General features: G+C 67.6%; 6 protein-coding genes and 3 pseudogenes. 2 read left to right on the top strand and 7 right to left on the bottom strand.

Features of this window, described 5'->3' with window-relative positions; genetic code table 11:
* The 6 genes and pseudogenes from AC1DYX_RS24930 to fdhE all read right to left on the bottom strand — a co-directional run.
* Window positions 1-322, bottom strand: a pseudogene (locus tag AC1DYX_RS24930) (hypothetical protein); the annotation flags it as partial.
* Window positions 323-599: 277 nt separating this feature from the next.
* A complete protein-coding gene (locus AC1DYX_RS24925) occupies window positions 600-1,937 on the bottom strand; it encodes a sigma-54 dependent transcriptional regulator (protein WP_477263874.1) in 1,338 nt (445 codons plus the stop codon).
* A gap of 177 nt (window positions 1,938-2,114) precedes the next feature.
* Complete coding sequence (locus AC1DYX_RS24920; protein WP_477263872.1) at window positions 2,115-4,085, bottom strand: peptidase U32 family protein; 1,971 nt, start codon at window positions 4,083-4,085, stop codon at window positions 2,115-2,117.
* A 64-nt stretch (window positions 4,086-4,149) separates the two neighbouring features.
* Window positions 4,150-4,776: a response regulator gene (locus tag AC1DYX_RS24915; protein WP_477263870.1), complete on the bottom strand. Its 627-nt coding sequence runs from the start codon at window positions 4,774-4,776 to the stop codon at window positions 4,150-4,152.
* A gap of 158 nt (window positions 4,777-4,934) precedes the next feature.
* Window positions 4,935-5,618, bottom strand: a pseudogene (locus AC1DYX_RS24910) (FdhF/YdeP family oxidoreductase); the annotation flags it as partial.
* Between the two features lie 321 nt (window positions 5,619-5,939).
* Complete coding sequence (gene fdhE, locus AC1DYX_RS24905) at window positions 5,940-6,929, bottom strand: formate dehydrogenase accessory protein FdhE (RefSeq protein WP_477263868.1); 990 nt, start codon at window positions 6,927-6,929, stop codon at window positions 5,940-5,942.
* A gap of 149 nt (window positions 6,930-7,078) precedes the next feature.
* Between fdhE and AC1DYX_RS24900 the strand changes: the two genes are divergently transcribed.
* Window positions 7,079-7,291, top strand: coding sequence for a formate dehydrogenase accessory sulfurtransferase FdhD (locus AC1DYX_RS24900; RefSeq protein WP_477263866.1), 213 nt, complete (start codon window positions 7,079-7,081; stop codon window positions 7,289-7,291).
* An 18-nt stretch (window positions 7,292-7,309) separates the two neighbouring features.
* On the opposite strand, the gene AC1DYX_RS24895 is transcribed toward AC1DYX_RS24900, so the two are convergent.
* Window positions 7,310-7,660 carry a hypothetical protein gene (locus AC1DYX_RS24895; protein ID WP_477263864.1) on the bottom strand — a complete coding sequence of 117 codons (351 nt, stop codon included), beginning with the start codon at window positions 7,658-7,660 and terminating at the stop codon, window positions 7,310-7,312.
* Between the two features lie 176 nt (window positions 7,661-7,836).
* On the opposite strand from AC1DYX_RS24895, the pseudogene AC1DYX_RS24890 reads away from it, so the two are divergent.
* Window positions 7,837-8,032, top strand: a pseudogene (locus tag AC1DYX_RS24890) (IS1595 family transposase); the annotation flags it as partial.

Genomic DNA, 8,032 nt, shown 5'->3' with positions numbered 1-8,032 from the left:
CGGCCGCGCCGTTGGCGCCACCGGTATTGGTCGCGACATTGCCGATGCCGCCGATCGTGTTGCCGCCCACGCTGCCGCTCAACCATGTGGTGGCATTGGCCGTCGAGGCGCTGGTCGTGGTCGTGGAAGTGGTCGCGGTGTTCACACTGTTATCGCTCTGGTCCGTACTCGTGGACGTGATGTGGTTACGCACGCTGTTGTCGTTCTGGGTTACGGTTGTGCCCGCATGGTCGTAGGTCGTGCTGGTATTCGTGATGGGACCGGCGTGGGCGTTGAGCGTATAGGCCAGCGACAACGCGGTGACGAGCAGGGTCTTCTTCATGCTTTCCTCTCTGGATTAGTGGTCGGTGACGTGCCGTCGGAGGGTCCGACACCCATCCATTCGCACGTTTGGTGCCATCCTGGCGGCAGCGCCCGTAACCCATTGATTGTTGTTGACCCTGTAGTCGCCTTCCTAACGCCACGTCGGAATCCGGCGCAGCGGTCGGTCCCATGCGTGCCGACAGGTTGTTCCCGTGGCGGTACAGGTGCGTTGCCCGTCGCGTCGCAACGCCCGGGGCCGTCTGGACACCGTACGGCTCCGCCACGGGCGGAGCGTCTCAGGGATGCATGCCGTGCTTGCTCAGCAGGCGGTACATCGTGGTCCGCGACACGCCGAGGTCGCGCGCGGCGCGGCTGACGTTCTGGCCTGTGCGCAGCAGGCATTCGCGCAGCGCCAGCCGCTCCGTGCGGGCGCGCACGTCGTCCAGCGCGCCCTGGGTCGGCAGGGGCGCGGCCGCTTCCAGGCCGAGATCCTGCGGGGTGACCTGGCGCCCGTCCGCCATGACGAGCGCGCGCCGGACGCGGTTGATCAGCTCGCGCACATTGCCCGGCCAGGCATGGTCCAGCATGGCCGCGACGGCGCGGCTGGAAAAGCCGGTGAGGCGCGGCACGCGCTCGTCCGCGTACAGGCGGAAGACGTGTTCGGCCAGCGCGACGACGTCATCGCGCCGTTCGCGCAGCGGCGGTACGGCCACGGGCAATACGGCGAGCCGGTAATAAAGATCTTCGCGGAAGTGGCCTTCGGCGACGGCCCGCTGCAGCTGTACGTGGGACGCGGCCACGACGCGCACGTCGACGGGGATGGCGCGGGTGCTGCCCACGCGGCAGATGGTTTTCTCTTGCAGGAAGCGCAGCAGGTTCGCCTGCAGGTCCCTGGTCAGGTCGCCGATCTCGTCGAGGAACAGCGTGCCGCCATGCGCCGACTCGATCAGGCCGGCCTTGCCGCGCGTGGCCCCCGTGAACGCGCCCCGCTCGTAGCCGAACAGCTCGGACTGGATGAGGGTCGGGGCGATGGCGCCGCAGTTGATCGGTACGAAAGGACGCGCCGCGCGGTCCGACAATGCGTGGATGGCCTGGGCCGTCAGCTCCTTGCCGCTGCCGCTTTCGCCCGAGATGAGCACGGGCGCGTCGACCCGGGCCACGCGCGCGACCTGGCCGCGCAGGCGCAGCATCGCGTCGGAACGGCCGACCAGCATCGTGGCGGCCGCGTCGCCGGCGCCCGCGCCCCGCTCGATCGCCGGGCGGCGCAGCAGGGCCCACCCGTGGGCGTGGCCCAAGGTGTGCGCCAGCCGGGCCGGATCGATCGGCTCGGTGTGGAAGTCGTGCAAGTGCTCGCCGATCAGGTCGCGGCAGGCGGCGTTGTCCAGGTCGAGGGGCGCGACGACGCCGACCCATTGCGTGGCGCGGTGCTGGCGCAGGAAACCGTCAAGGTCGCTTGATCGTTGCAGGCTGCGCACGCGCAGCAGCAAGCCGACGGCAAAACGGTTGTCGCGCAATGCGCGGCTGGCATCGCCCAGGCCGGACACGCGGAGGACGTCCCAGTCGTGGATGGCGCTGCAGGTGAAAGTCGGGATGGCCGGGTCGTCGGGGGCGATGCAGAGCAGGCGTTTGTGCATGGTCGACTCCATGGGGCAGCGGCGGCATCGGGATCGCGCGCCGCCCGTCCATCATAGCCGGGCAGGCATTGCGCCCGGTGGCGGGCGCAACGTGGAAGCGACAGGGTCGCAGGGTCGGAGCGAGTGGAGAAACGATGGGTGCGGCARCGCGCGCGACGCACCCTTGGCGACACGTGCTCAGGGACGCGGGCGCTGGCGGTGGAATACGAGTGGGCTGTACGGGATGGCGGACGGCGGCGGCGAATTCAGGATGCCGGGTTTCATGGCGCCCATCACGTGCATTTCGCACGGTTTGCAGTCGAACTTCAGCGTGTAGCGCTCGTCGCCGCTGACGAGCGTCATCGGCTCGGCGCGCACCTGGCCCTGCACGCCCTGCACCCCCTTGGCCTGCTTCGGGCACAGGTTGAACGAGAAGCGCAGGCAGTGCTTGGTGATCATCAGCGACACCTCGCCCGGTTCTTCGTGCGACTCGTACGCGGCGGCGATCAGCTGCACCCCGTGCTTGTGGTAGAACGCGCGCGCCTTCTCGTTATAGACGTTGGCGAGGTAGCTCAGCTGGGTTTCCGGATACGGCGCCGGCGGCGCCACGGCCTGGGCGCGCTCCGGACGCTGCCATGCCGCCAGGCGTGCCGCTTCCTGGGCGGCGATGGCGTCGCGGCGCAGGCCGTTGATCGCGCTCGCGGGCACGAACCACGGTTGCGTCAGCGCGATATCGACGGTGCCCGCCGCGAACATCGTGTTGCCCAGCTTGCCGACGCTCGCACGCAGGCCGGCCAGTGCCTGTTCGGCCTGCTGGGCCGGTTGCAGCGCCAGCGCGGCCTCGGTCACCGTCGMGATGCCGTCCTCGTCCGTGACAGTCAGGCGGAGGCCGTCGGCCGTGTCTTCCAGGCGCAGGTCGACGCGCACCTTGCGCTCGGACGATTTCTTCGTCAGCGCCGCTTCCCACTGGTGGTCGCGGTTGCGGTGGATGAAGGTGCCAACTTTCAGTCCCGGCAGCGTGGCCAGTCCCTCGTTCGGGAACACGCGCCAGCGCTGGCCCTCGGCATCCTCGCCGATCTTCTGCACGGTATTCGCCTGGATGCCGACGGTCTCGCGCTTGTGCATGTAGTTCAGGCCGTCGCCGTTGGCCATCGTCTCCTGCGTGACGAGGTCGAAATTGTCGCCGCCGATCCGCGTCACGCTGCCCAGTTCCACGCCCACGTACTTGGGCGAATCGAACGCGCCGATCGTCTGCTGGCGGCCCTGGGCGAAATAATCCGTGTGGCCGCGGTGGAAATTCTTGTCCACGTCCGGCGTGAACATCACCTGCGTCCGGCCACTCGACGCGCGCGCCAGTTCCGGACGGCGTTCCAGGATCTCGTCCAGCAGCAGGCGGTAATGGGCCGTGATGTTCTTCACATAGCCCATGTCCTTGTAGCGGCCTTCGATCTTGAACGAGCGGATGCCGGCGTCGACCAGCGCTTCCAGGTTGCGGCTCTGGTCATTGTCCTTCATCGACAACAGGTGTTTTTCGTAGGCGACGACGCGGCCCTGGCTGTCGGACAGCGTGTACGGCAGGCGGCACGCCTGCGAGCAGTCGCCGCGGTTGGCGCTGCGGCCCGTGTCGGCGTGCGAGATGTAGCACTGGCCCGAGAATGCCACGCACAGCGCGCCGTGGATGAAGTATTCGAGCGGCGTGTCGACTTGCGCGCGGATCGCCCGGATCTGCTCGATGGTCAGTTCGCGCGCCAGCACCAGTTGGGAAAAACCGGCCTGGGACAGGAATTTCGCCTTCTCGACCGCGCGGATGTCGCACTGGGTGCTGGCGTGCAGCTGCATGGGCGGCAGGTCCATTTCGAACATCGCCATGTCCTGCACGATCAGCGCGTCGACGCCGGCGTCGTACAACTGCCAGATCTGGCTGCGGGCCGTTTCCAGCTCGGCGTCGTGCAGGATCGTGTTCATCGTCACGAAGATCCGCGCGCGGTAGCGGTGCGCGAATTCGACGAGGGACGCGATGTCTTCCAGCGTATTGCTGGCGTTATGGCGCGCGCCGAACGCGGGCCCGCCGATGTAGACCGCGTCCGCGCCGTGCAGGATGGCTTCGCGGCCGATCTCGGCGGTTTTGGCGGGGGACAGCAGTTCGAGCTGGTGGGTAAGCAGTGACATGGCAAATTCCTGGCGGGCGAAGGCCGAAATTATAGCCAGATCAAGGGCTTATGTCACCGCTTGGTTACCGCTCGAGACAGGCCTCCCCGAGCAGGGCCGCTTCCACGGCCACGCGCAGCGCGTCCGGTGCCACCGGCCTGGCCAGCACGGGGATGTCTTCCGGCAACCCCATCGCCCGTATCGTGTCGGGATCGAGACCGCTGACGACGACGACGGCCATGTCGCGGTAGGCCTCGCTCGCCCGCAGGGTGCGGATCATGCGCAGGCCGTCGACACCAGGCATGCTGAGGTCGCCGATGAGCAGGTGCGGGCGCGACTCGCCGATGCGGATCAGCGCCTCGAAGCCGTTACTGGCGCGGACGACGTCCAGCGGCAGGCCCCAGCGGGTCAGGGTGGCGTCGTACATGGACAAGGTGGCAGGGTCGTCGTCGACGACGAGCACCCGGTAGCGTGTCGGCGCCGTGCGGTCCAGCATCGCCTGGCGACGCCGTTCGACGTGGCGCTCGATGGATGCCAGCGCGATGCGGCGGTGGCCGCCGGCGGTCTTCCAGGCCTCCAGCGTGCCACTTTCCACCCATAGTTGCACCGTGCGGTGCGATACACCGAGCAGAGCGGCCGCCTGGCGGGTGGAGCAGTAGGCGGTTGCGTCGAAACTTTGCTCCGGAGAAGGTAGGCTGCGAGGCGATGTCATGGCTGTCGTGTTGCGTTATATTCATGAACGACCCTCTGCGGGTGCGCAGACGATCGGCGATTCCGTTAATGCAATCAGGAATCTATCAAATAATCACAACGCGGAACAGCTATATTTACGTACGGGTTCCCTCCGGCCCGGACAACGTCGCGTCCGGATCAGTGCAACGGCCGGTCCGGACCACCCGTGCGCTCGACCCGGATGGCGATCGATTTCGCTGCCGGCACCTTGCTGTCCWCGGCGTAATGCCACAATGGAATCAGAGAGTTGCATTCCGGGTAATATCCGGCGACACAGCCGGTGGGCACGCCATATTCCACGACGGTCAGGTCCTCGACTTTACGGATGACACCGTCGGCGAGGCCCAGGCGGGCCATGTCGGCACCGGCCATGAACAGCACTCTCCGCTCGTGCGCGCCGCGGAAGCGGTCTTCGAGGCTGTAGATCGTCGTGTTGAACTGGCCGTCGCTGCGCACGGTGAACAGGCGCAGGGCGTCGGCCGGCACGGGCATGTCGGGGTCGGCCGACAGCGTGTCGGGTACCGTGAAATTGGCCTTGCCGGTCGGCGTCTTCCATTCGCGCTTCGCCGCGGCGACCGGTTTGCGGAAGCCGCCCGGCGTCCACATGCGTGCGTTGAAGTCATGGAAGATCTGCGGATACGTTGCCGCGATCGCATCGCGCACCTTGCCATAGTCAGCGACCCAGGCGTCCCAGTCGACCTACGGGTTCGGCTCCAGCGTGGCCTTGGCGATGCCCGCGACGATGGCCGGTTCCGACAGCAGCGTGTCCGCCGCCGGCTCGGCCCGGCCGCGCGAGCCGTGCATGCAGCCCGTCGAATCCTGCTATCGAGAAGGTGTGCACAAATGCTCACCGATCTCTTCCTGCCCCGAGCCGTCCTGCTGACCGTGCTCGTGCCTGACAGGCGTCACTTTCCCGCCTCCCGCCGACCCATCGCCGGCGGCAGTGCCCGGCATCGCGCGATACCGAGGAGCTCGATGCTGCGGTCGCGCCATGTCTGTTCGATGGTACACACGCACTCCGGCAGATTCGGGTACGCAAGGCCGTGTATGCGATGTCGAAGCGCTTCCGCGCGGAGCGCAACGGGATCGAGATCGTGGAACCGCGCGACGTCGCCGACCTGCGGCCGGCCGCGGCGCTGTGATTCAGGCGTCGTCCTTCAGCCACAGCAGGGGATTGCCGCTCGCCCGCACATAGCCGGCTTCGGACACGAGGACATCCAGCAGCATGCTCGCCAGGTCGTCGGCGAGCGGTTCGACGCGCGGGTCGTGTTCCTGGCTGAATATCTTGCGGTAGGCGTGGCAGTCGTCGCAGGTCTCGGCGCGTGCCACCTTGGCCGCATCGTCGGCCTGCGGCGGCGTCCCGTCGTCCTGCGCGGCGGCCTGCCGGCTGACGAGGCCCCGGTAGGCGGTCTTGCCGTCGGCCTCGCAGCAGGAACACTGCACGCGCGCCATATGCCATTCCGATTCGCAGATGGCGCAGTGCAGGTAGCGGCCGTCGCTGCGTACGATGCTCGCCACCGGATGGGAGCCGCATACGGGACACAGCGTACCGGTGACGAGGGGCTGGGCCCAGGCCGCGTCGAGCTGGGCGGCCATCAGGCTCCACGTGACCTGCAATGCGGCGGCGACAAAGGGCGCGCGCAGCGGATCGGCGCCGTCGGCGCAGTTGCCGAGGATGGCGTCGGCGACGCTTTCCAGCCAGTCCGGCGGCGTGGCGTGCAGCGTCACCAGCGCGGTCGGGAGCGATGGCGGCGGGTCGGCGACGGCGTCCAGCGCGTCGAGCAGGCGGGCGAACACCCTCAGCCAGGCGGCCGGGCGCTCGCCCGTCGCGGGCAGCGGCGGCATGTTGTGGACGTGCGCGAGCTGCAGCGCGTTGTGGTCGGGCAGCGGCACGCCGGTGGCGCCCAGGCGGGCGACCACGGCATGCTGGGCGTCGGCCACGTACGCCATCAATGTGAGATAGCCGCGCAGCGTGTTGTCGACGGGGATACCGGATACGTCGCCGGCCGCCAGCTGGCGCAGGCGCGCGGCACGCGCCTCGAACAGCGTTGCCGGGGATGGCAACAGCAGGCGCGGAATGGCGTCGTGATCGAAGGTGCCGATGTCGCCGGGTTGCAGTTGTAAATGGTCCATCTTGCCAAGGAAACTGGGGTCGCCGCAGCGGGATCTCGCCCGTCATTCGCCCGAGTGTAGCAGCGTGCTCACAATCGTGGATGTTAAAATGGCTCAAATAGATGTTTTGCGCAGGAAATACGTAGTTTCCACAATGCGCAGATGCCGCCGTGACGCATGCCTTGATCACGAGCCGGGTCAGCTTCGACATGGCGCAAAAGGCGGCCTTGGCCGGGGTGTCGGCGCTGGTCGGCATGTCGGCCCCGACGCTGGTGGCTGTCGACCTGGCCGGGCGCGCCGGCATCACGCTGCTCGCGTTCGCGCGCGGCCGCGACTTCGTCTGTTATACCCACGCGGACCGGCTCGAGCTGGACGACGCCTGACCGAGGCCTGGCCGAGGTCTAGCCCGAAACGAGGGCGAGGAGTGCCGCGCGGTCGGCGGCTTCCTGGCGCTGGGCCGTCACGCGGTCCCACAGCAGGAACATGCCGTATGCCCATTGTGTGACGAGTTCGGCCTCGCCGGCCGGCCGCGCGGCGGCGCCCTCCAGCAGGCGTTCGATTTCCGCCCGCGCGAGCGCCGTCACCTGCTCGTAGTTCCACACGCCTTTCGGTCGCACCTTCTGGCGCGCGCGATAGCGGCGGGCCCGCTCCGCGTCGCTGAGCTTGTCGTCCTTCGGCGGGYGGCCCCGCTTCTTCGCCAACGCCGCCTCGAGCGGCAATTCGATGGTGCTCAGATCTTCCGGTTGCTTCATGGTCCAGGCGCGAGTGAAGGTCTGCGCATTATTCGTGACGCATTTCAATAAAGCAAGTGACTGGCCCACTGCCGCGGTGCTGCTCAAAGAAAAAGGCTGTGTTCGCGTTTGTTATGTGAACTTTAATTTGTTGCCGAAGTCATACGCAWTGTCGAGTTAACTCTTCCGGAGTGACAATGCGCAGCCTGACGTTCGACGACCTGTTCGCCATGCTGGCCGCGGTCGCTTTGTCGGCCAACGACCTGGCCCGGCTGCGGGAATGGATCGCYAGCATCGCGCATCCGGCCGAGTGYATCGCCCTGATCGAGCAGGCTGCGCGGGGRCGGCCGTGCCCACATTGCGGTCACCCGAGGGCGCACCGCTGCGGCCAGG

It is taken from the genome of Massilia sp. P2_C2, from assembly GCF_056404615.1.
This window is presented reverse-complemented; position numbering and strand designations above follow the sequence as displayed.

Excerpts from the sequence above, each read along its gene's own strand:
- AC1DYX_RS24925 (WP_477263874.1), bottom strand. The coding sequence starts at position 1,937 with ATGCACAAACGCCTGCTCTGCATCGCCCCCGACGACCCGGCCATCCCG.
- AC1DYX_RS24915 (WP_477263870.1), bottom strand. The coding sequence starts at position 4,776 with ATGACATCGCCTCGCAGCCTACCTTCTCCGGAGCAAAGTTTCGACGCA.
- fdhE (WP_477263868.1), bottom strand. The coding sequence starts at position 6,929 with ATGGACCATTTACAACTGCAACCCGGCGACATCGGCACCTTCGATCAC.